A 21629-nucleotide genomic window follows, 5' to 3' on the forward strand; every position below is an offset into this window, starting at 1 on the left:
CTATCGCACACCAGCCGAGGTGTTCATGGCACATTTGCGAGATTGCGGGTAATCCCCTACCATCCACTCGTCATTGTTGCACTTGGATTAGATTCTCCACGGCATTTTAGAGATGCGACATATGAGCCAGTTAGAGATGCGACAGTCGTCGCCTCTTGGGATGCTGGTCAAACGTCAACGTTTGGAAGGAAGACTGGCGACGTGAAGCGTGGTTGAGACCATGAGTGTTCGGAGTCGTCATGTCTTGTTTGATCACCATGTCGCAGAAGGAATTGCATCGTCTTGAACTGATCCAGCGGATTCGCGGCCGCAGCCTGACGGTCGTCCAGGCGGCTGCGTTGCTCGGTCTCAGCCGCAGTCAGGTCCACCGGCTGCTGCAGGCCTATGACCGGGCCGGCGCCGACGGTCTTGTCTCGAAGAAGCGCGGCCGGCCGAGCAACCGGCGCCACAGCGAGGACTTCCGCAACACGGTGCTCGACCTGGTGCGTGAGCATTACCGGGATTTCGGACCGACCCTGGCCGCCGAGAAGCTGCTCGAGCGCCACCGGATTGCCGTCAGCAAGGAGACGCTGCGCCAGTGGATGATCCAGGCCGGCATCTGGACGTCACGGAGCGAGCGCAAGAAGCGGGTTTTCCAGCCGCGTGGCCGGCGCGATTGCTTCGGCGAACTCATTCAGATCGACGGCTCGCATCATTGGTGGTTGTCTAATCGCATTCCATCCGTCAAGCGGGCTTGAGCATTCAGCTACCTTGCCGGCTTGCGGGACAGGCAACCGGCTTAATCGATTGGATGGATCTGCCCTCACCGGCCGGGTCCTTCAGAGCTATCCAGTGCTGGGAGCAGGGTTGTCTCCGCGGTCGACAAATGTCGCCGCACAATGGTTTTCGCAGGTGGGATCTTCCTAATGTTCGAGGCGCAGTCTCAACGAGCTGCAGCCACCAGAAGCGGAATGATCCTGCCCACGTCCGCAGCAGGGACGCTCAGCACCAAAGTTAGATGGCGCGCTGAGGGACGAAGGCTGAGCGTCGCCTATATGGTCGCGCCAGCCGATGCGTTGAACACTTCTCCGGTCTTGAGCATGCTGTGCATGATGACCGCGAGTTTCCGGGCGACGGCCACAGCGGCCCGCTTGAAGCCAAGTCGCTCGCGCAGCTTAAGTCCCCAACTCTTGAGACTGCTCTCGGTCCTGGCACTGGTTCTCGTCAAAAGCACTGTCGCCGCTTCATAAAGCAGCCCACGTAAACGATTGTCACCCCTTCGCGAGATATGGCCGTCATAGTCGACCTCGCCTGACTGGTAACGCCGCGTTGTTAGCCCAAGCCAGGCGCCAACCGAGCGCGACGTTCGAAAGTTTTCTGGATTTTCGATTGCCGTAACGTAGGACACCGCTGTGACCGCGCCGATTCCCGGAATTGTCATCAATAGCTTCGTGGCTTGGCTAGCACGTGCCACTATCAGCAACTGGCGACCAAGATCGGCTGCGCGCTTGCGGATATCGTGCCACGCCTCCAAAAGAGGCAAGATAATCTTCGCAAGCTCGCTGTTCCCATCCAAAAGCTTCCGCACATCGCCATCAAACACTCGACCCTTCGCTTTCGGGATGATCAGACCGAAGGTCTTCATCAGGCCGCGGATTTGATTGCCAAGTTGCGTTGAGATGTACAGGAGCTGTTCCCGGGCAGCCACCAATGCGCGGGTCATCATAGCGTCAAACGACTTGACCCGAACCGCTTTGTAAAAACCTGCTTCAGCGAGTTGAGCTAAACCATCCGCATCGTTGGCATCGGTCTTGTTGAGCGTTTCGTTCAATACCTTTTGCGCGTGCCGCGCTTCAATGCAGATCGCCGGCAACCCCTCGCTCGTCAGCGCGTGATAGAACCACGTCGACAGTGGTCCCGTTTCGAATACGACGCGCTGCGCGCGCGGAGCTTTTTTGCGGATCATCTGCGCGAGAAGATTGGGATCCGAAGGACACTTCCCCCGCCAGATCCGTTTACCGTCTTCCCGGATCGAAATTGCGGTGTCTTTCAATGAAACATCAAGGCCAATATATTGGTTCAAGGTTGCCTCCATCCGATGTTTGGGCCCGGTTCCAATCGAGAGCCCGTTTCTCCATCCTATCGGGGGCAACCACCCTCACCAGCCCAAAAGCCAGAGACGGTCGCGCCGCGATTACTCCATGTTCGAGAACCGCGGTCCCAAATGCGCCCTGCTCGTCTATATCGACGATGCCACCGGCAAGCTGTTGCATCTGCGCTTTGCTGCCTCGGAGAACACCTTCGACTATCTGCACGCGACGAAGGCCTACTTGCAGCAATGGGGCAAGCCGATCGCCTTCTACAGCGACAAGCATGGCATCTTCCGCACCACCCATGCTTCTAAGAAGGACAGAACCAGCGGCCTGACGCAGTTCGGTCGGGCCCTCTACGAGCTCAACATCGACATCATCTGCGCCAATACCCCGCAGGCCAAGGGGCGTGTCGAGCGCGCCAACCAGACGCTGCAGGATCGCCTCGTCAAGGAGCTTCGGCTGCGCGGCATCGACACGATCGCGGCCGCCAATGCCTATGCGCCGGAGTTCATGGCCGACTTCAATCGTCGCTTCGGCAAGGCGCCGCGCAATCCCAAGGACATGCACCGGCCGTTTGCCGAGCATGAGAACCTCGATGGCGCGATGTGCCGCAAGGAAGTCCGCACGCTGTCGCAGGCGCTGACGTTGCGCTACGACAAGGTGCTGTTCATCCTCGATCCGACCGATCTCGCCAAGAGGCTGGCCGGTAAGAAGGTCATCGTCTGCGACTATCCCGACGGGCGCCTCGAGATCACCCATGAGGCGACCTCCCTGCCCTACAGGACCTTCGACACGCTGCGCTCGGTGCACCGCTCCGAGGTGGTTGAGAACAAGCGCCTCGACGACATTCTTTCGATCGTCGCCGAGATGCAGGCCGGGCGCGAGCAACAGCGCAGCAAGGGCGGGCCACGTCGCACTGGCCAGACGGATCATATGTTCGGCATTCGAGATGGTAGCCAGAGCAATGGCTATCAGAAGCGTGGCCGCAAGCCGGGTCCAAGGACGGATTTCACCAACGATCCTGTCGTCATCGCCCGGCGGCAGCAAGCCCTTGCGCGGCTGAAAGCGGCCGAGTGATCGGGCGAGCGGGCTGTCAAAGCTAAAGTTTATTTTGCAGCTGGAGCCATCCGCCGCCGACCGGCCTGCGCAACCCTGACCAGCTTCAGCCGGTCGGCGGCTTGCGTTTGCGTACTGTGCAAATATGTTCACTTGCGAGCGCAGTAATAACGAGTATGATGATGTCGCATTTCTAAGTTGACTACTTTGTCTCTTCTTTAAATAGCTTTGACATTTGATGTAGCCGCAAAGTTAAAGTGTCCTGATCCTGCAACGTAAGAATGTCACTCTCCCCGCGTTTTCAATGACCTGGGAGATTGCGGATGGGATTGATTGCGATGAGCGAGCGCGATCTGCAGCGGATTGAGGTTTTGTCGAAGGTGATCGACGGCCGCATGACGATGGTGTCGGCGGCGCATGTCCTGGGCTTGAGCACGCGCCAGGTGCGTCGGCTGCTGGATCGGATGAGCGCTGGCGGTGCGGCGTCGATCCGCCACAAGGCGATCGGTCGCCCATCGAACAATCGGATTTGCGACGGCGTGCGCGATTACGCCGTGGCGATCGTGCGCGAGCGCTATGCGGACTTTGGTCCGACGCTGGCGGCCGAGAAGCTTGCGGAGCTTGATGGCCTGACGGTGTCGCGCGAGACCTTGCGCCAATGGATGGCGGAGGCCGGCCTGTGGCTGTCGCGCAAGCAGCGCCGGACCTTTCATCAGCCGCGATTGCGGCGCGAGGCCTATGGCGAGCTGGTCCAAATCGATGGATCCGAGCATCGCTGGTTCGAAGATCGCGGTGACCCATGTTCATTGCTGGTGTTCATCGATGATGCGACCGGCAAGCTGATGCAGTTGCGCTTCGCACGATCGGAAAGCGCGTTTACGTATTTCGAGGCGCTCGAGCTCTATCTGAAGGATCACGGCGCCCCGATCGCCTTTTATTCCGACAAGCATTCGGTGTTCCGGGTGGCCAAGAAGGATGCCAAGGGCGGCCAGGGCATGACCCAGTTCGGCCGCGCACTTTCAGAGCTAAACATCGAGATTCTTTGCGCAAATTCGAGCCAGGCGAAGGGCCGTGTAGAGCGGATGAACCGGACCCTGCAGGATCGGCTTGTCAAGGAATTGCGGCTGGCTGATATCTGCGACATGGACGAAGGCAACGCCTTCCTGCCTAGCTTCATGGAGCGCCATAACGCCCGGTTTGCGGTTACGCCTGCCCGGTCCGGCGACCTGCATCGGACCCGTTAATCTTGCGCTGGATCGGTTCCGGGAGATCCTGTGCAAGCGCGAGCAGCGCTACGTCGGAGCGCAGCTGACGTTTTCGTTCGAGCGCAAGCGGATCATGCTCGAGGAGAACGAGGTGACGCGCGGGCTGGTTGGTCGCTATGTCGAGACCTACGCCTATGCCGACGGCCGACTCGACATTCGCTGGAAGGGGCATTCCCTGCCCTATAGGACGTTCGACAAGGACCAGCGGGTGACGCATGCGGCGATCATCGAGAACAAGCGGCTTTCCGATGTGCTGGCCTATATCAAGGAGCGGCAGGATCAGCCGCCGTCGCCGAAGGTCAAGACCAACAGCGAGAAGAATGGCTACACGCCGCGGGGTCGCAAGCCGGGCAAGCGGATGGATTTCATGAACGACCCAGCGGTCATTGCTCGGCGGCAGCAAGCGCTCTCTCGCCTCGATGCCGCAGAATGATCGACTGCTCGGCTGTCAAAGCTAAAGCCGATCAGTGGCTAATCAACCCGCCCCGATCTCACCTTGCAACCCGGACCAGCCGGTCAGATCGGGGCTGGTCGTCGTGCCGTGCGGCAGCCTGAAGTGACATTTTTACTTTGCGCCGGAACGGACATTTCAACCTGGCCGCCACACGTATGTAGCCGGGTACATTCTATTTTCAAGTGCGACATGCCAATGATTTCAATGGCTTCCCCTTGGAGATTTTGGAATGTCTCGACGTTATTCGCAGTTCACCCTTTCCGATCGCCGACGTTTGCATCAGCTCATGGAACGCAAGGTTCCTGTCGGTGAGATCGCCCGCCAACTCGGTCGGCATCGATCGACGATCTATCGTGAGCTGAAGCGCAATACCTTTCATGATGCCGACAATTTCGCTGGCCTCGAGCGCGCTGAACGCCGGCGTCTTCGCGACGCTGGCGTAATCTCTTACGTCGATCCTTCGGCGCCGCTATGACATGCTCTGGCGGCGCCAGGCCCTGACAGCGTTGGCCGTGTCGGATTTCGGCTCGGTCTCGCACCATCGATCCCAAAACGCCACCGTGTGGCTGTCGGGCTTCTTGGACGGCTCCGAAATCCGGATGCGGGTCGGCAACAGGCTGGCGTCGCCGACTACGAGCGCCTCACCCACGTCGAGGACCGGCAGCAGTTCCCCAAAGCTTCCGAGCGAGTCGGGGAGCAATCGTTTGATCACGCTCTGGTCGTCCCCGTTCGTAAGACGCATGGCGATCACGTTGTTGCATTGGCTGAGCACCGTCCGGTTGACCTCCGAGGGCCTCTGACTGATGACCATCAACCCGATCCCGTACTTTCGCCCCTCCTTGGCGATACGTTCGAAGATCTCCACCGCAACCGCGTCTCCGCTGTCCGCCTGCGTCCGTTCGGGAATGTAGAGATGCGCTTCGTCGCAAAGGATGGCGATAGGGTGGCGCATCTTGGATTCCGTCCACAGGCTCGTCGTGAAGATGATCTGCGCCAGCAGGCTGACCATGAGCGGCAGCACGTCGGAAGGCACTTCGGAGAAGTCGATGATCTTGACGCCGCCTTTCGCTTGTTGTGCACCCCGGCCGGCCACCAGACGGTGCACCATCTTCGCCAGCCACCCCATCTGCATGCATTCATTCGGAGGCTGAAACAAGAACGCCAGCCGACGGTCGCTGCGCTTGGCCTCGAGGCGGGCGATCAGTCGGCTGAGCTTGCCGTGGAAGTCACCCTGCTTCTCCCGGCCGGAGCTTCCAGTGACCATCTCGCCGTTGAGCTCCTCTAGGGTCTTGAGCACGGCGTCGAGGTTGAACGGAACCGGACTGTCGATCGTGAAGTTGTCGAGCAGTTCCTTGTGCTCGGACCGGTTGAGCGTTGCCTTCTTCGCCTCGGTGATCGTGCGCGTGATCACCATGGATTGGTTCGGCGCGTTTTGGTCGCTGCGATCGACGAACATCGAGACCAGTGCCTCATATCCGAGCAGCCAGTACGGAAGGTGCAGCACGCCGTCGTCGAGAGCCCGCCCCTTTTCGATGTCACCCGGCCCCGCGATCCGGAAGTGCTGGAATGCCTCGCCTTCCAGCGGAGCGTACTCTCCATGGATGTCGAAGAGCACTGCATTTGCCTGCGGCAGCGCGGCGATCTGATCCAGCAGGCGCGCCGTCGTCCAGGACTTCCCGGATCCGGTGCTGCCAACGACGACCGCGTGCCTTTGGAACAGCTTGTTCCCGCTCAGGTATGCGACGGCCTCGTCGTCCAGCGTGTAAGTTCCCAACGACAGCTTCGGCCCGTCCATTTCGACGTTCGACACGACCTGCATGAATCTGGTGAGACGGTCCCCTTCGAGCGAGAAGCAGTTCGCCTCGATCTCCGGAACGGTCTCCAGAGTGCGTCGAAAGACGTTCGACGCAAGGCCGACCTTGTCGATCAGCGTCCCGATAAGGGTGATCCTCACCAGGTTGTTTTCGGCCGGCTCGCTTTCCACGCCCGGTTCGATCCCGGTGTCGGCCGCTCGCTCGTCGGGTCTTCGCGTGATCTTCACCACGATTCCGATGAGATGTTGCCCCGCCCGGCTGCTTTGCAGCACAACGAGGCGGTTCACCTGCAGGCGCTTGAGCCGGTCAAGATCTTCGACACGGACGATGACGGCGGTCGTGTCGACCGAAACGACGGACCCGAGTGCCTCGGCGTCGTCGAACTTACAGATCCCCAATGTAGTCCCCCTAGAATACGAGCTTGTTAAATTCATTCATCGACCAGAGGCCAGGTGACGCCACAGCCACTCCCTCCGGAAATTCCGCCGTAAAGATTCGGCTGCCCTCATTGGCCTGTTCGATGCCGAGATAGTTGCTGCCAGCCTTCGACCGCAGGAAGCTTTTCGCCTCGTCAGTCAGCTCCTGCGCCAGCACCACGATCGGAACGTTCTTTTCCCGGCATCGCTCGATGATCTTCGGATGGATGTGTTTGTCGCGGAAGCCGAACCCAATGCAGAGGAAAGCCGCGGCGCGCTTGAGAGCGGTGTCGGCGCCGTTGATCGTCGTCCGAAACGGATCTTCTGAAGTCTTCTCGTATTTGTTGAGCCCCGGCGTCACGATCAGTGGAGTGACCCCGCTGTCCGGAAGGGTGAATACCGGGAGTCCGATGACGCGCTCGTCGGCCGTCTGGAACCAGTCCAGCGAGCCATGCACCTTCCAGATCTTTACGACACGGGCCTCCTTGTGGCCGCTTCGAAAGGTGATCTTCTCCCCCGCCTCCCACTTCTGGAGATAGCCGGGCGCGAATCCCGTCTGAAACAGCAGGCCCGCGGAGTTGCAGGCGTACTCGACTACCCGGTCGTAGTTCGTCGTGATGACGTCGACGGAGTTGGCGCTGCTATGAAACAGGGCCTCCAGCAGCTCGCCCAGGGGATATGCGAATGGATCCGCATAGAGCCTGCGATAGAGCTCGGCGTCCTTCTCGTTGACGCAGTTCCAGGTCGATCCGACGATCTTGTGAAGCAGGCTGGCTGGCAGATTCAGACCCTCCAACGCCGCTTCGAGGTGCTCTCCGCGGTCCAGTGCCTGGGAGACCGCCGACCACTTCTCCTCCTCTTCGGAGCCCTTGGGATGTACCGACGCGTTCAGGTACTGGCTCAGGGCCTTCATGCCGGGCAGGCCATGCGGCATGGACGCGCCGCTGCCCAGCACGACCGTCGGGATGCTGGCAAAACACCGTTGAGCCGCTTTCGCGATAGTCTCTATGTCCATGGGTGTTCCGCGTGCGTAAGGAGGAGCCGCACACGTACGCTGTTTAACTAGAAGTTGTCTATCTAAATCTTTGAAATCTGCCCGCATCGCACGACGACAGTCAGCCCCGGCGCGCACCTGCGACGCGCGGTAGCGGTCCCACGCGTCGGCGCCGAGGATGACGAATCCTTTGATGATCAACTGCCAGTGTCGCTGAGCGGATTTACATTCCCTTAGCCGGCCACGAGAACACGACCGGAAGGCCGCATTCAGGTCTGGTCGGTGGATTCCGCACCCGTGGCGGCTGTGAATTCAGTCGCACCTGCTAGGGCGAGCACGGCTGCCGGACGCCGGACTGCTGCCGTCTCGTCCGAAGGCACGAGACCAGCGAATTCTTGAGTTGCCCTGCATTTTACGGAGATCCGCTACCTCGGCTTCCTACATTCCGACGGTGTCTGGACCGAAGGTCATCTTTGCAATATGCCATCGAAGCGCCCGGCCCCGGCTACGACTTCTATTTGCTGACTACACTTGGCCTTCCCGTAGTTCGACGCCTCTGACCCAGACGCGCCTGACTGAGTTTGGCCGCGCACTGGACGACGAAGGCGGGCTTTTCGCCACGAGGTAACAATGCGGCTCGATGGCGGGCTCAACATGTTCCGCGGCCAGCCTCTGGGGACGCGAGGCTTTTCCGAGGACCCGCATCTCAAACCCCTATTTTCACGGGCTCGCCCAGCCGCTCGCCGACGCACGGTCTGCTGTTGCGCAAGCGAAGAACCGCGAACTGTTTTCGAACCAATGTCCGTGATTTCGTTCGAAGTGAAATCACTCATCTTCAGCAACGGGCGCGGGCGCATCGCTAACTCTGTTGGTCCGCCTGCCGTGTTTTCTTCGCCCGTTCCGTTCCCAAAGATTGTCCTTAGCAACGCTACCTCTTCCAGTGAGGCTCAGGACGATGATGCGTCGGCGGACGAATAATTCGCGGGACGTGGAAGAGTTGAGGCTGAAGTGGTCGACGACGATCCGATGCCGGCATCGTGACGCCGTCGACGCCATATTCGTCGCCGTTCGTCTAGTCCACCGTTTCAACGATTTCATAGCTCTTGAGGAAGGCCGCCATTCCATCGTTGAGCAGGGTCAACAGGTTGGCTTTCGAAACTGGAAGCGTTTCGATCTTTTCAATCCGGAACGGAGGAAGAGCCTCTTCATCGCTCGCCATCAAATCCTCCCGCAATCTCGTGACTTCCGCCTTGGCCTCTTCGAAGCTGGCAAAGAAAATGTTGGGGATGCCCGTCTCCTTCCAACGCTCTTCGCGGTCTTGGACCACCGAATAGGTAAACAATTCGAACGAAGATTGCTCAGTCATTTGCTTCTCCTGATTTGTCACAAGTCGAAAGCATGCACATTCGCTTTGCATGGGTCACTCGCAATACTGTTAATTCAACAATGCAGCCACCCGAGAAGGTCGAAGTCTTTTCGACGCCGCCGTCGCAGGCGGTGCCGCGCACACCAGCGCTTGGCATGCGGAGCTTACACCTGGAAAGAAGCCGGCTTTCGCGACGCCCAGAAGAAACCGAAGCACGATAAAACTGGTGGGTCCCTGCACGAGAGACATTCCTGCTGATAACACCCCCCAGGAAATCATAATGCGCGCTATCCAACGGCGGGCGCCACCTTTTTCCAGTATTAGATTGCTCGGAACTTCGAACAAGAAGTAACCAAAGAAGAATATGCCCGCACCAGGCCCGAAGATTTAAGGTGAAATTCCCACATCAGAATTCATATGGATTGCAGCGAAGCCGACATTGATACAATCAATATAGCCAAGGATACACGAACAGAACCGGCATCAGACGTGTGAATACACGCCTTATAACGGAAACTTGATTGACTACTTCCATTTTCTCCTCCCAAGTGCAAAATCGCTAGCGAGGAAGTCGAAGTCACATCCCTGTGGGGCTTGGGTTACGCTTCGGCGATAGAGAGCCTTGTACCCGCGGCTTGGAGACGGGGGCGGTTGAAAGTCCGCCATCCGACGCGCGATCTCCTCCTGGTCGACCATGAGGTCTATGCGCTTTTCTTTGATGGATAAGCGGATTCGATCACCGTTCCGCACAGCGGCCAATGGTCCGCCGACAGCGGCCTCTGGCGCAACATGCAGAACGATGGATCCGAAGGCAGTACCGGACATACGGGCGTCTGAAATTCGCACCATGTCCTTCACGCCCGCCTGGGCGAGCTTTTTCGGGATCGGGAGGTAGCCAGCCTCGGGCATCCCTGCAGCATGCGGGCCGGCATTTTGCAGAACCAGAATGTCACCCGGCTCCACGTCTAGACCAGGGGAGTCGATACGAAGGCTCAGATCTTCCAATCCAGTGAACACCACTGCGCGTCCGTCAGACTCGAACAGTTCCGGAGTCGCCGCCGCCCGCTTGAAGATTGCTCCATCCGGAGCGAGGCTTCCGGAAAGAGCAACCAAACCGCCAACCGGGGAAATCGGTTCATCAAAAGACCGAATTATCGAGCGGTCGATCCAATCAAGTGGCTCCTCCAAACGCTCTGCAAGAGTCCTCCCTTCGATATCGACTGTATCCTGGTGAAGAAGAGGGGCGAGTTCGCGTAGCACAGCGCCCATGCCGCCAGCCGCGTGGAAGTCTTCCATGTAACCTTGCCCTACGGGCTTAAGATCGACAAGGACTGGCGTCTCGTCAGATATCTCGTTGAACCTCTCTGGCGAAATTCGAATGCCTAGTCTGCCGGCAATGGCAGTCAAATGGACAATGGCGTTCGTTGAACCCGAGAGTGCCATCAGGACACGAATGGCGTTTTCGACCGACTTCTCGGTGATCACCTGGTTTGGAGTAATGCGCGTTTCAATCAAACGGACAGCGGCCCGGCCGCTTTCTTCGGCCGCGACAAGACGGTCGCTGTGGACTGCGGGAATCGCTGCGGTCCCCGGCAACGACATCCCGAGCGCCTCGGAGAGGCATGCCATCGTCGATGCAGTTCCCATGACTGCGCACGTACCTGCCGTCACTGATAGTCTACCCTCGACTTGCGCGATTTCCTGCGCATCAACGGTCCCTGCCCGGTATTTGGACCAGAAGCCTCGACAGTCGGTACATGCGCCAAGTCTTTGTCCGCGGTGGCGGCCAGTTGACATTGCTCCGGTAACCAACTGGACCGCGGGTAAACCCGCCGAGGACGCTCCCATAAGCTGCGCGGGCACCGTTTTGTCGCAACCGCCGATCAAAACCACGGCGTCCATGGGCTGAGCACCAATCATCTCCTCGGTGTCCATTGCCATCAGATTGCGGTACATCATGCTGGTCGGGTTCAGGAAGACTTCTCCCAATGACACGGTCGGGAATGGACGCGGCAGCGCACCCGCTGCAAGCACGCCCCGAGAGACGGCTTCAACGAGTTCCGGCATCATACGATGACAGTTGTTGAAGCCAGACGGCGTCATTGCAATTCCAACGATCGGCTTGTTGAAAAGACTGGAAGAGATTCCCAGCGATCGAGCGAACGAACGGCGCAGAAAGCGCGCGAAGTCCCGATCACCATAATTTGTCAGTCCACGATCAAGGTCATGCGGCTCATCTTCAGCCATCTTCTAACTCCCATGTGATGTTGGGAGGAGGCCTTTCGGTCTGACGAGGTATCCGCAAAAGAAGCTACCGCTCGTAAAAACAGGCGAGCGCCGACAGATCCTTGAGTTCCTCCCGAACTCCGAGTGCAATGTATGCACTGTCGGATATTATCGGAGGAGCGCGATACCGTACGAGAACGGGTTAGGCATCATTCAATGCGTTTTTCGCATCAAAGAAGTTGCGCGCCGAAGTTCCGAGAGGGGTTTTATTTGAGATTTGCGTCCATTTCGACGAACCGCGGAAGCAACTTCTCGACGAAAACCTCCAGTGCCGGATTCCGGCCGGCGGGCCGCCAAACAAGAGTCAACTCGCTGTAGAGGACGGGGGTCATTTCCAATTCGAGCACACACACGTTTGGAAAGCTCAGGTTTCCCACTACCTTGGGTACCAGCGCGGTACCGATCCCTGCATCCACTAAAGCAAGCATCGTGTGAATTTCCCGCGTATATTGCATAATGCGAGGCTGAACACCCGCCGGCTGGAACGCAGTCGTCAGTAAATGATAGTGGTAGCGACTCTCGACCGGCGAGTACATAATAAACGGTTGTGAGTCTAGGTCCGTTATATGAAGTGACGGCCGCCTGGCTAACGCGCTGGAATGGGGAACCGCTGCGACGAACTTCTCGCGACTGAGGGCGATGGTCTTCAGCCCGCGCCGATCAATTGGTAAACGTAAGATCCCGGCGTCGATGCGACCGCCTGCCAGAGCTTCGACTTGGTCGGCCGTCACCATTTCTTTAAGGTTTAGGCTCACATGCGGCAGCTCCTGTAGCAAGAGTGCCACCAGCCTTGGAAGAACCGCGTAACTGGTCGCCGGAATGAATCCTAGTGTAATCGTTCCCCCAGTTCCCTCCGATATGCGACGTGCGTTCGACAACGCCTCCTCTGAGGTACGCAAGATCTGGCGGGCATCCTTTAGAAACGCTTTACCCGCGACGGTAAGGCCGATGAAATGGCTCGAACGCTCGATCAGTTTGAAACCGACCTCATGCTCAAGTTGCTGCAATTGTCGGCTCAGCGGTGGCTGGCTCATGTTCATGCGGTCCGCTGCCCGGCCGAAATGCATTTCTTCCGCAATCGCAACGAAGCACCGCAATTGTATCAATTCGAACATTCGCTCGCTCCCTTCAGTCGATCATACAAGCCGCGTCGCCTAGACGCCGACGAAGCGATCCCCGACCTTCATCTGGCCCTTTGCATAAAGCACGGCCATGCACGAAGAGCATCCGGTGCCGGTCGGTCGATCTAGCCGGTGCCCATAGTGAGCACATTCTTGCCCGTCAAAATAGCGTCCTTCATCACCACGGGATTGGTGAACTGGCAGAAGGAGATGTGATCCCACTCGTTTGCCGGATGCCTGAAGCCATTTCGCCCGACACCGTATTGGTCGCGGCGCCGAGGCTGCGGGCGTACCTATCGCAATGTTGTCACCCCATGTTAGCCTTCGCCCTCTGCCAGGGATTCCTCCGGCCACCAGCGGATTGTCCCAGCCACAAACGCCAGAAGAGCGGATCGCGACTGCGGCGGCGAACGAAGACTGGACCTGCTTCCTGAACCAATTCCTTCCACTCCTAACGCGCGCTGGCCTCGGTCTCTCCGACTTAGACAAGACGGTGGACTTATTCGGGTGTGCAGATCGGCACTTGCTCGCTATCAGTCAGGCCTTCGACTTTGCAGCCGACTCCCTGCCGGACAAGGTTCGCTATGTCGGGCCGCTGCTCGATCAACCGAATTGGTCACAGAGTTGGGAGGCTCCTTGGCCTGTGGACTCCACTCGACCATGTGTGCTCGTCGCCTGCAGCTCCGGCGCTCAGGGCCAAGACGACTTGGTCCAGCAGATCATCAGTGCACTGGGTACGCTGGCGTGTACGCGGTGGCGACCATCGGCCCCCATTCCTCAGGCTCGGCGCCAGCCAACCTGGTGCAACCCTCGAACACAGAATGTCACGGGAGAGGCCACCGACCCAGTCAGTCCACAACCCGATCATGGGGTCTAGAAGGATCAGCGAACGCATTGCCTCCGCGGTCTGCCCGTCTTCGAAAGTCCAACCGCAATGGCGGTCAGACCATTAAGCCGTGGGGGCACCTGCCGAGCGTCGAGCCAGACGAAGTGGCCTGGCATACCTGACGGCGCCTCGGCCGCCGATTCAGCCCAGGACTCAGGGTCCTAGCATGGTTGCCGATGCAATCAGTACGGTCTCTGGGCGTGCGATCTTCATTCGTTTCGCAAGGAGTAAGGGACAAAGCTGCACAGTTCGAAAGGAGATCCTCATGGTGCACCCTTGCTGACAATTTCGCGGCCTATTGTTTTAATATGCTCTAAGCCTGCCCGGAGCATATCCGAAGTAACCTCTGGATTGCCTGACATAAATCGCAGGCAGAATATCTTCCCTGCAGGCTCATATTTGAACCTTCGAGAGTCGTTCTTCAGCAAGAACCCGTGAAAGTAAAAAATACCTAGTTGGGTCATTCTCGCGTATATAGCTTTGTTCAGTCTAGAGATTTCATCTAACGTAAACGTTGATTCTGCACCCCCAATGTACACAAATGGAACAGAGTTGATGTCGGGAACGTCGAGCAGAGTTTGGAACTCACCGTCGGCTTCTACTTGATGATAAAATTGCTCGGCCAACGCGCAACGCCGGTCCACTAGGGTAGCCATTCCATCCAGCCCTAGTTTTTTAATTTGCAGATATAACTTCAGACTTGAGAAGGACTTGCTTCCGATCCCTGGGGTTAGCTGCCCCAACGACCAAGGGTCGTCCATAACAAGGGTTGAGGAGGTACAAAACCCAACGAACTCGGAAGTGTCACGAACTAGGAAGTAGCTGCATGTGTAAGGGACTGAGAGTACTTTGTGGGGATCCAGGGAAATCGAATCGGCGCGCTCGATCCCCTGAAGGCGACTACGCCGCTCTTTGCTGAACAGCAACTGGCCGCCATGGCATGCATCAATATGGATCCATGCGTCCGGCGCGTGCTCTTTCACCAAATCGATGACGACATCGATCTTCTCAATTGAAAGCGTCCGTGAATCCCCAGCGTTGATTACCACGCATATAGGATACTCGTCGGTAGCCAAGCAATTGCGTAGTATGCGATCGAGTTCTTGGAGATCGTATCGGTAGTCCCGTGTGGGCACCGGTAGTATGGCATCAGTACCCATGCCCGAAATTGCGACACCTCCCACCACGGAGTAATGCGTGAGGCCCGCCGGGATCAGTATTCTAACCTTCTTGCCTTGGCGCAGCCCATCTTTTGAGACTGTCGGATTGAAACGTTTCCTCGCCATGAGGATGCCATAGAGGTTGGCCATAGTACCTCCTGTGACGGCCACCCCTCCTACGTCCAAGACCGACTGCATTTCGGCGATTTCAGGAAATTGCGCCAATCTGCGTAGCCAACATACGGTCGCCACTTCCACGAAAGTTGCTGCCTTGGCGGCAAAGGTCGAGTTGTTCATATTCTGCTGGGCTAGCGCCTCAACCAAAGCGCCCGACAAAGCCGCAACACTGTTGCCGGCATCGGGGAAGCCCAGGAAGTTCGGGGAGGAAAAATTGAAGGAATTCTCCAAAACAAGCTCAATTTCATCTTCCAGCTCTTCAAAACTGCAGCCTCGAACCGGAGCTTGCCCTACGTACATTCGCTTCAATCGCGCGCTTTCATCGGGACCGTGACCATATCCTGCCCCGGAGCGCATTTTAAAAGCAATGCATTGATTGAGCGTTCTGTGAAGCAAATCCTCCCCGGCGACCAGATCATAGTTCTCTTCGATTGCACGAGCAGATCGCTCGCTTGCGCGCTCGGTACCCTCCACGCGTCATCCTCCCGTTGGGTTGAGAAAAGTATTAGCTATGCGCCCAAAGCATCAGGTCCCGCAGCCACTGCTTGTGTTCCGGAGACGATTTGTAGCCGAGATGCTCAACCGGACGACGTCCTTCGAACTGTCCAGTCAAGCATCGAAAGAATTCTTCCTCGTTTTGATAGTCGAAGCCATACACTTTCGAAATCAACACGTTTAGAGACCTTGCAGCTTTCCTTGCTATATTTTCATAAGCACCTCGTCGATCTACAAGAACTACGTGCGGCGTGGTTATGGCGCTCAGCACTGTGCGCATTTGGCACAACTCGGATCTTAGAAATGACTTGGAGAATTCCATCATCGGAATGAATAAACCGCGACTACACTTGAACGGCACCAGATTTAAGGCCTTCTCGATTATACGCTCCGAAAGAACGACCTTATATTTGAACGGTACATCTTCATCTGTTAGTGGCGGAGCACCTATTTTCTCGTTTATACGTTGGACAAAGCTCGTGTATGCAGATCTACACTGCGCGCTTACGTCGCCAGACACAAAGAATTTAACGTCAATGTCTCGCCCGCGTTTTCCTAGGGCGTACGATCCAAAGATGAGACCGAATTGGCATTCTTCGCGGGTTTGGGCGAACTGCACCAGCTCCCGGGTTACTCCATCCGTGGGAAACTGTCGCTCCGCGCGGGGATGCAGGTTTGTCGAATCAAAGCGTGCAGAATCAAGCTCCATCGGCGGCCTCTGGTTCGCGGTAGGGTCTTTGCCCGTGTCCACGCAATTGCCGTGCCAAGGAGAAAACCCTTTGAAAACAAGATGGTCAGTCTAAACAGTCCAGTGTCTCCCTCCGACATATTGTCTAAAAGCCGACAACGGGTGCAATCGCTTTCATCTAGACATGATGCTTATGCTGATCCCTCACTAAGCATCGTTGCCGGTGCGTCGGGGGATTCCGCATGGGCTTGCAGTAGGCACAAATGTCCTCCACCGAGCAGGCTCTCCGGTGGCTTGGGGAAGGTCGAAGCAAACATCCCGCCCAGTTCCGGCTTGGCCAAAAGCTGTTCGCCGGGGTTTCTTTTTTGCGAATAGAGGCGCCCTTTGCTCAAGGTTAGGTTTATTCGCCCCCAAAGAACCCCAATCTGTCCAGTCACCTGCGAGTATCTCCTCCTCGCCGGTCGCATGTAAATCGGAGCAAAGGCACCGCCGGTGGTGAGCAGATATTGTTCAACGGCCTTATCGAGCAGGGCCTTGCATCTTGTTGCCGATAAATGCCCCCGCTCGTGATCGCCACCAAGACGCTACATCCGGTCATTGGGCAGGAAACCGCGCCCCCCTTCGCGATCTAGTATCGCCCCGTCGAGCGCGCTCCGACCCAGTCGCCGTGTAGCCAAGATGCGCGATCACGCAGCGCGCCCTGCGCCATACATCCCCCAGCGATGGCTCGCTTGAGAAACGGAGCAATGGTGAAAACAGGGCCACCGCCCCGCGGCTGAGGGCGCCATGGATGGCGAGTTCTACAGGACACCCCGTGCCGGGCCGCCGCAGGTCGACAAGCAGGCGCTGGGAAAGCGAATTGAAGCTTTGCCGAGGAGCAGTATCCGCATCGGCCGGCCTCAGCAGATCCGCGGCAACTGTTCGCCAGATAGCCAGTCGACGATCCGGCGGCCCCCGAACGAGGTCGCCATCTGCACGAAGCAGTTTTCGTCCGCCACCGCATGGCCGACAAGCGACGCTTCGAGCCCGAGCGGGTGGGCCCGCATCGCCGCCAGCACCACGTCAGCAGCCTCGGGCGCCACGACCGCCACGAGCTTCCCCTCGTTGGCGATGTTGAGCGGGTCGAGGCCGAGCAACTCGCAGGCCGCAGCGACTTCCGGCTTCAGCGGAATCGCCTCCTCCTCGATGTGGAAACCGACGTTCGACTGACTGGCGATCTCGTTCAGCACCGCGGCAATGCCGCCGCGCGTGGGATCGCGCATCAGCCGGATATGGCTACCTCCCGCCGCGACCACGTCGGCCACAAGACCGTGCAACGCGGCACTATCCGAGACGATCGCCGTGTCGAATTCAAGGTTCTTGCGCTTCGACATCACGGCGACGCCATGGTCGCCTATAGTGCCGGATATGAACACCGCATCGCCGGGCCTGGCAGCGTTCGACCGCAAATCGAGCCCGGCAGGAACTAGGCCGACGCCGGCGGTCGAGATGAACACACCGTCCGCCTTTTCGCGCTCGACCACCTTGGTATCGCCGGTGATAATCGGCACCCCCGCGTCGCGCGAGGCGGCGCCCATGCTGTCGGCAATCCGGCCGAGGTCAATGAGAGGGAAACCCTCCTCGATGATGAAGCTCGCCGAGAGGTAGAGCGGAACCGCGCCCGCCATGGCGATGTCGTTGATCGTGCCGTAAACGGCGAGCGTGCCGATGTTGCCGCCGGGAAAGAAGAGCGGCGAGACAACGTAACCGTCGGTCGTCATTACCATCCGCCCACCGGGCACGGCGAATGCCGACTGATCGTTTCCGGCGCGCAGCCAGTCATTGTCGAAGGCCTTGTGGAAGATGCCCTCGATCAGCTGGCCCATGGCGCGGCCGCCGGCGCCATGCGAAAGGTCGACACGGCCGTTGGCGATGTCGAGCTTGCGCCTTTGAGCCTGGATCATCACACTCATGCCACCGCCCTCCCCGCGTCCACCTGCGGCGCCTTTTCGCGAAAGCGGCCATAGGTCCAGTAGGCAGCGCAGGCGCCCTCCGACGACACCATGCACGACCCCATCGGCGTATCGGGCGTGCAGACCGTGCCGAACAGCTTACAATCAGCCGGCTTCTTGACACCGCGCAATATCGCGCCGCATTCGCAGCCTGGATTGTCCTTGGCGGCCGGGATCACCATCGAGAAGCGCCTCTCGGCATCGTAGGCCGCATATTGCGCCCTTAGCCGCAGAGCGCCATAGGGAACCTCGCCGAGGCCGCGCCATTCGAAGCTCTCGCACGGTTCAAAGACTTCCGCGACTTCCGCCTTGGCCTTCTCGTTGCCGATCGCGGTGACGGCGCGGATGTACTGGTTCTCCACCTCGTGCCTGCCGTCATTGACCTGACGGACCAACATCAGGATTGCCTGGATGACGTCGAGCGGCTCGAAGCCCGCCACCACCACCGGCTTGCCAAATTCCTCGGCGAAGAATTCGTATGGCTCGGTGCCGATGACGGTCGAGACATGGGCGGGGCCGATGAAGCCGTCGATTTTGATCGCGCCGAGCTTGCGCACGTCCGGGCTTTCGAGGATGTTCTGAATGGCCGCCGGCGTCAGCACGTGGTTGCAGAAGATTGAGAAATTGCCGAGCCCTTTTGCAATCGCCGCCTTGAGCGCCAGCGCGGTGGGCGGCGTGGTGGTCTCGAAGCCGATGGCGAAGAACACCACTTCGCACTCCGGCTCGGCCTCGGCGATCCTCAGCGCATCGAGCGTCGAATAGACCATGCGGATGTCAGCACCGGCCGCCTTGGCCTTCAGAAGGCTGGATCCGTTCGAACCAGGCACGCGCATCAGGTCGCCATAGGTGCAGAGCGTGATTTCCGGCCGCATCGCGAGCGCTATCGCCGCGTCGATGCGGCCGATCGGCAGCACGCAGACGGGACAGCCCGGACCGTGGATCATCCGCACATTGGTGGGCAGCAGGTCTTCGAGGCCGTAACGCGAGATCGCATGCGTATGACCGCCGCAGAACTCCATTAATTGATAGGAGCGGGTTGGGTCGGCAATCGCGCCGATCCGCCGCGCGATGTCCTTGGCGAGCCTGCCGTCGCGATATTCGTCGATATACTTCATGCCGCACCTCCGATCGCAGCTTCGCGGATCAGAGCGAGCGTCCTCTCCGCCTCCTCCGGATCGATCTTCGCCAGCGCATAGCCGACATGAAGCACGACGTAGTCGCCGACCTTCACATCGTCGAGGAGCGCCATCGAAACGATCTTCGATACGCCGCCGATCGTCGCTTTCGCCATGTTATCAGGCAGCAATTCCTTGACCTGGACCGGGGCGGCTAGGCACATGACGGTTTTCCTCTACTCACGCATGTTCGTTCATGATGACCTGCCGCGCATAAGCCGCCTGGCCGAGCGCGATGCCACCGTCGTTGGCCGGCGCCAAGCGCGGCAGATAGGGATCGAGGCCGCATGAGCGGAGCGCTTGCATGAGCCCGGTCGCAAGGACTCCGTTCATCATGCATCCGCCACCCAGCGCGATCTGCTTCGTACCGAGGCTGCGCGCTCCTTGCTCCGCCCATTCCGCAAGCCCTGCGATCAGCGTTCCGTGAAAGAGGTCCGCGGCATCTCCGTCGCAAAGACCTTGCCCGGCGAGGTGCAGGATGAGAGCTCGGAAATCGAGCACGCCGTCCCGGACGGTATACCCGTCGAGGAGCCGGCGCGGCGCCCGGACCAGAGCTTCGAACTCCATTGCGGCCTGCCCCTCGTAACTCTGGACGAGACGAACGCCCGCTATCGCGCAAGCTGCATCGAAAAGCCTGCCTAGGCTGGTTGTCGGGGACGGCTGCATGCCGCGCTTGAACATCGTCCTGAGACGCGCGACGCCCTGATGGGCCGGCCAGAGCTGTGGTGCGAGATCGAGACATCCCGCCACCTGAAGCGCAGCAACACCCATGCGCCAAGGCTCCCGAGCCGCACGGTCACCGCCCGGCAGCGGTAGCGGCGCGAGCGCTCCCGCGCGCTGCCAGCGATGTCCGTCGATGACGAGCATTTCGCCGCCCCAGCTCGTGCCGTCGGTGCCGAAGCCGTGGCCGTCGAGTGCTAGACCGACGACCCGCCCCTTAATACGGTGCTCCGCCGCCACCGCCGCGACATGGGCGAGGTGATGCTGGACCGGCACGATTGGTAAATTCAGACCTTCCGCCATCCGCACCGAGCGGAAATCCGGGTGCAGATCGCATGCGGCGAATTCCGGCTGCACGTCGAGGATCGAGCACAGATGGCTGATTGCCTGGCGCTGAAAGCTGATCGCCTCGGCATTGTCGAGGTCGCCGACGTGCTGCGACAGGAAGGCTTCGCGCCCGCGCGTTACGCAGACGGTGTTCTTCAAATCAGCGCCGGTGGCAATTACCGAGGGACCATCCTCGCCGAGATCGACGGGCTCCGGCACGAATCCGCGCGCGCGTCGGATGAAGGCAGGGGCGCCGTTGATCACCTGCATGACGGAGTCGTCGGCGCGGACGGCGATGTCGCGGTCATGGGTAACTATCAGATCGGCGATCGCGGCGAGTCGGCGAACGCCATCGGCATTTTCCGCGACAAGCGGTTCTCCGCCAGCATTAGCGCTGGTCGTGACCAGCGCGAGAGGACGGGGCAAGTGCTTCGCCAGCGCATCAAACAGCAGATAGTGCAACGGGGCATAGGCGAGCATCACGCCGATGCGGCCGAGTTTGGGCGCGATGGCGTTGGAGACTTCGCCTGCTCGAGCTTCGACGAGGACTATCGGACTTGCCGCCGAGATCAGCAGCGCCTCTTCGGCTTCGGTCAGCTTCGCGAGTTGCCGGGCTGCCTCGATGTCACGCACCATGACGGCAAACGGCTTCTCGTTATGCGCCTTGCGCAGCCTGAGGAGGTCGATGGCGGCATTATTCCGGGCATCGCAAAGCAGATGGAACCCGCCAATTCCCTTAAGAGCGACGATCGCGCCGCCAGCAACCCGGGCGGCCACCTCGCCAATCGGATGGCTGAGCCTCGGCCCGCATTCGGGACAGGCGACGGGCTCGGTATGGAAGCGGCGGTTCTCCGGGTCGACATAGTCGGCCGCGCAGGCCGAGCACATCGGAAACGGGGCCATCGAGGTCTGCGCCCGGTCATAAGGAAGCGCGCGGGTGATGGTGAATCGCGGCCCGCAATGGGTGCAGTTGACGAAGGGATAGCCGAAGAAGCGGCTCGCGGGATCGGTAAGTTCCCGGCGGCATTCGGCGCAGGTCGCGGCATCCCCACCGATTCGGGTCGCGCTCCTGCCGCTCACACTCTCGAGGATCTCGAACCGCTCGCCGCCGGCTGGCGTGAGTTCGAGCACGTCGATTGAATCGATGCGGGCGAGCGGCGGCGCCT

General features: G+C 59.2%; 12 protein-coding genes and 6 pseudogenes. 4 read left to right on the top strand and 14 right to left on the bottom strand.

Translation table 11 applies throughout. The features are described 5' to 3' along the window. Positions 1–239: 239 nt before the first annotated feature. Positions 240–719, top strand: a pseudogene (locus QN219_RS28245) (helix-turn-helix domain-containing protein); the annotation flags it as partial. A gap of 311 nt (positions 720–1030) precedes the next feature. Here QN219_RS28245 and QN219_RS28250 read toward each other — a convergent pair. Beyond that, the gene (locus QN219_RS28250) at positions 1031–2062 is read right to left on the bottom strand and encodes an IS110 family transposase (RefSeq protein ID WP_284003605.1); all 1032 of its coding nucleotides are present in this window, start codon (positions 2060–2062) and stop codon (positions 1031–1033) included. A 121-nt stretch (positions 2063–2183) separates the two neighbouring features. Here QN219_RS28250 and QN219_RS28255 point away from each other — a divergent pair. From QN219_RS28255 to QN219_RS28265, 3 pseudogenes are all read left to right on the top strand, one after another. Beyond that, positions 2184–3149, top strand: a pseudogene (locus QN219_RS28255) (ISNCY family transposase); the annotation flags it as partial. A 302-nt stretch (positions 3150–3451) separates the two neighbouring features. Next, positions 3452–4826: pseudogene (locus tag QN219_RS28260) on the top strand (ISNCY family transposase). Positions 4827–5076: 250 nt separating this feature from the next. Continuing rightward, positions 5077–5235: pseudogene (locus QN219_RS28265) on the top strand (helix-turn-helix domain-containing protein); the annotation flags it as partial. An 81-nt stretch (positions 5236–5316) separates the two neighbouring features. On the opposite strand, the gene QN219_RS28270 reads toward QN219_RS28265, so the two are convergent. From QN219_RS28270 to hypF, 13 genes and pseudogenes are all read right to left on the bottom strand, one after another. Beyond that, positions 5317–7059: an ATP-binding protein gene (locus QN219_RS28270; RefSeq protein ID WP_284003606.1), complete on the bottom strand. Its 1743-nt coding sequence runs from the start codon at positions 7057–7059 to the stop codon at positions 5317–5319. 10 nt (positions 7060–7069) lie between these two features. Further along, entirely contained in the window at positions 7070–8272 is a 1203-nt protein-coding gene (locus tag QN219_RS28275; protein ID WP_284003608.1) for an SIR2 family protein, read from the bottom strand. A gap of 871 nt (positions 8273–9143) precedes the next feature. Beyond that, entirely contained in the window at positions 9144–9437 is a 294-nt protein-coding gene (locus QN219_RS28280) for a hypothetical protein (protein WP_284003610.1), read from the bottom strand. A gap of 165 nt (positions 9438–9602) precedes the next feature. Further along, positions 9603–9921: pseudogene (locus QN219_RS28285) on the bottom strand (MFS transporter); the annotation flags it as partial. A gap of 41 nt (positions 9922–9962) precedes the next feature. Continuing rightward, positions 9963–11684, bottom strand: a complete 1722-nt coding sequence (locus QN219_RS28290) for a dihydroxy-acid dehydratase (protein ID WP_284003611.1) — start codon at positions 11682–11684, stop codon at positions 9963–9965. Positions 11685–11929: 245 nt separating this feature from the next. Further along, a complete protein-coding gene (locus QN219_RS28295; RefSeq protein ID WP_284003614.1) occupies positions 11930–12838 on the bottom strand; it encodes a LysR family transcriptional regulator in 909 nt (302 codons plus the stop codon). Between the two features lie 45 nt (positions 12839–12883). After that, a pseudogene (locus QN219_RS34300) lies at positions 12884–13089 on the bottom strand (proline racemase family protein); the annotation flags it as partial. A gap of 904 nt (positions 13090–13993) precedes the next feature. Then, positions 13994–15541 (bottom strand): aspartate aminotransferase family protein, encoded by a 1548-nt coding sequence (locus QN219_RS28305; RefSeq protein ID WP_283979528.1) that lies wholly within the window; start codon positions 15539–15541, stop codon positions 13994–13996. A 31-nt stretch (positions 15542–15572) separates the two neighbouring features. Beyond that, positions 15573–16271: a hypothetical protein gene (locus QN219_RS28310; protein ID WP_284003617.1), complete on the bottom strand. Its 699-nt coding sequence runs from the start codon at positions 16269–16271 to the stop codon at positions 15573–15575. Between the two features lie 878 nt (positions 16272–17149). Next, a complete protein-coding gene (gene hypE / locus QN219_RS28315; RefSeq protein WP_284003618.1) occupies positions 17150–18202 on the bottom strand; it encodes a hydrogenase expression/formation protein HypE in 1053 nt (350 codons plus the stop codon). After that, complete coding sequence (gene hypD, locus QN219_RS28320) at positions 18199–19356, bottom strand: hydrogenase formation protein HypD (protein ID WP_284003620.1); 1158 nt, start codon at positions 19354–19356, stop codon at positions 18199–18201. Before hypD ends, hypE begins: the two co-directional genes overlap by 4 nt. Continuing rightward, complete coding sequence (locus tag QN219_RS28325; RefSeq protein ID WP_283979525.1) at positions 19353–19580, bottom strand: HypC/HybG/HupF family hydrogenase formation chaperone; 228 nt, start codon at positions 19578–19580, stop codon at positions 19353–19355. Before QN219_RS28325 ends, hypD begins: the two co-directional genes overlap by 4 nt. Positions 19581–19596: 16 nt before the next feature. Then, a partial coding sequence (gene hypF, locus QN219_RS28330; protein WP_284003621.1) for a carbamoyltransferase HypF occupies positions 19597–21629 on the bottom strand: 2033 nt, incomplete at its 5' end.

This window comes from Sinorhizobium sp. 8-89 (assembly GCF_030124325.1).
In the GTDB taxonomy this organism is placed as follows: Bacteria; Pseudomonadota; Alphaproteobacteria; order Rhizobiales; family Rhizobiaceae; genus Sinorhizobium.

Coding starts and splice junctions, on each gene's coding strand:
- hypD (WP_284003620.1), bottom strand. CDS start 19,356: ATGAAGTATATCGACGAATATCGCGACGGCAGGCTCGCCAAGGACATC.
- hypE (WP_284003618.1), bottom strand. CDS start 18,202: ATGAGTGTGATGATCCAGGCTCAAAGGCGCAAGCTCGACATCGCCAAC.
- QN219_RS28310 (WP_284003617.1), bottom strand. CDS start 16,271: ATGGAGCTTGATTCTGCACGCTTTGATTCGACAAACCTGCATCCCCGC.
- QN219_RS28295 (WP_284003614.1), bottom strand. CDS start 12,838: ATGTTCGAATTGATACAATTGCGGTGCTTCGTTGCGATTGCGGAAGAA.
- QN219_RS28280 (WP_284003610.1), bottom strand. CDS start 9,437: ATGACTGAGCAATCTTCGTTCGAATTGTTTACCTATTCGGTGGTCCAA.
- QN219_RS28290 (WP_284003611.1), bottom strand. CDS start 11,684: ATGGCTGAAGATGAGCCGCATGACCTTGATCGTGGACTGACAAATTAT.
- QN219_RS28325 (WP_283979525.1), bottom strand. CDS start 19,580: ATGTGCCTAGCCGCCCCGGTCCAGGTCAAGGAATTGCTGCCTGATAAC.